The organism is Pseudomonas sp. Kh14, assembly GCF_900291005.1.
GTDB lineage: Bacteria > Pseudomonadota > Gammaproteobacteria > Pseudomonadales > Pseudomonadaceae > Aquipseudomonas > Aquipseudomonas alloputida.
Map to the genome: position 1 here is coordinate 1 of NZ_OLKJ01000300.1, position 238 is coordinate 238.

Consider the following 238-nt stretch of genomic DNA (forward strand, 5'->3'; position numbering starts at 1 on the left):
CATCGGGCACCAGCACCTGCGCCTGGTCGATCAGGTAGCGGTGCTTGCCACCGGTCACCCGCCACACCAATGCGCGGTCGCGCGAATCGAATTCCTCCACGCCGCGCACGGTCTCGATCACTTCGGGGCCTGACAGCGACAGCCGTCCTTCTTCGGACATGATCACCGTGCTGCAGCAGCGGGCGACGATACCCATGCCACCGAAGGCGCCGTTGCCGCTGCCGATCAGTGCCACCAC

1 pseudogene is annotated in these 238 nt (G+C 66.4%); it reads right to left on the bottom strand.

What is annotated here, in order from left to right:
- A pseudogene (locus FQ668_RS28200) lies at positions 1–238 on the bottom strand (biotin-independent malonate decarboxylase subunit beta); the annotation flags it as partial.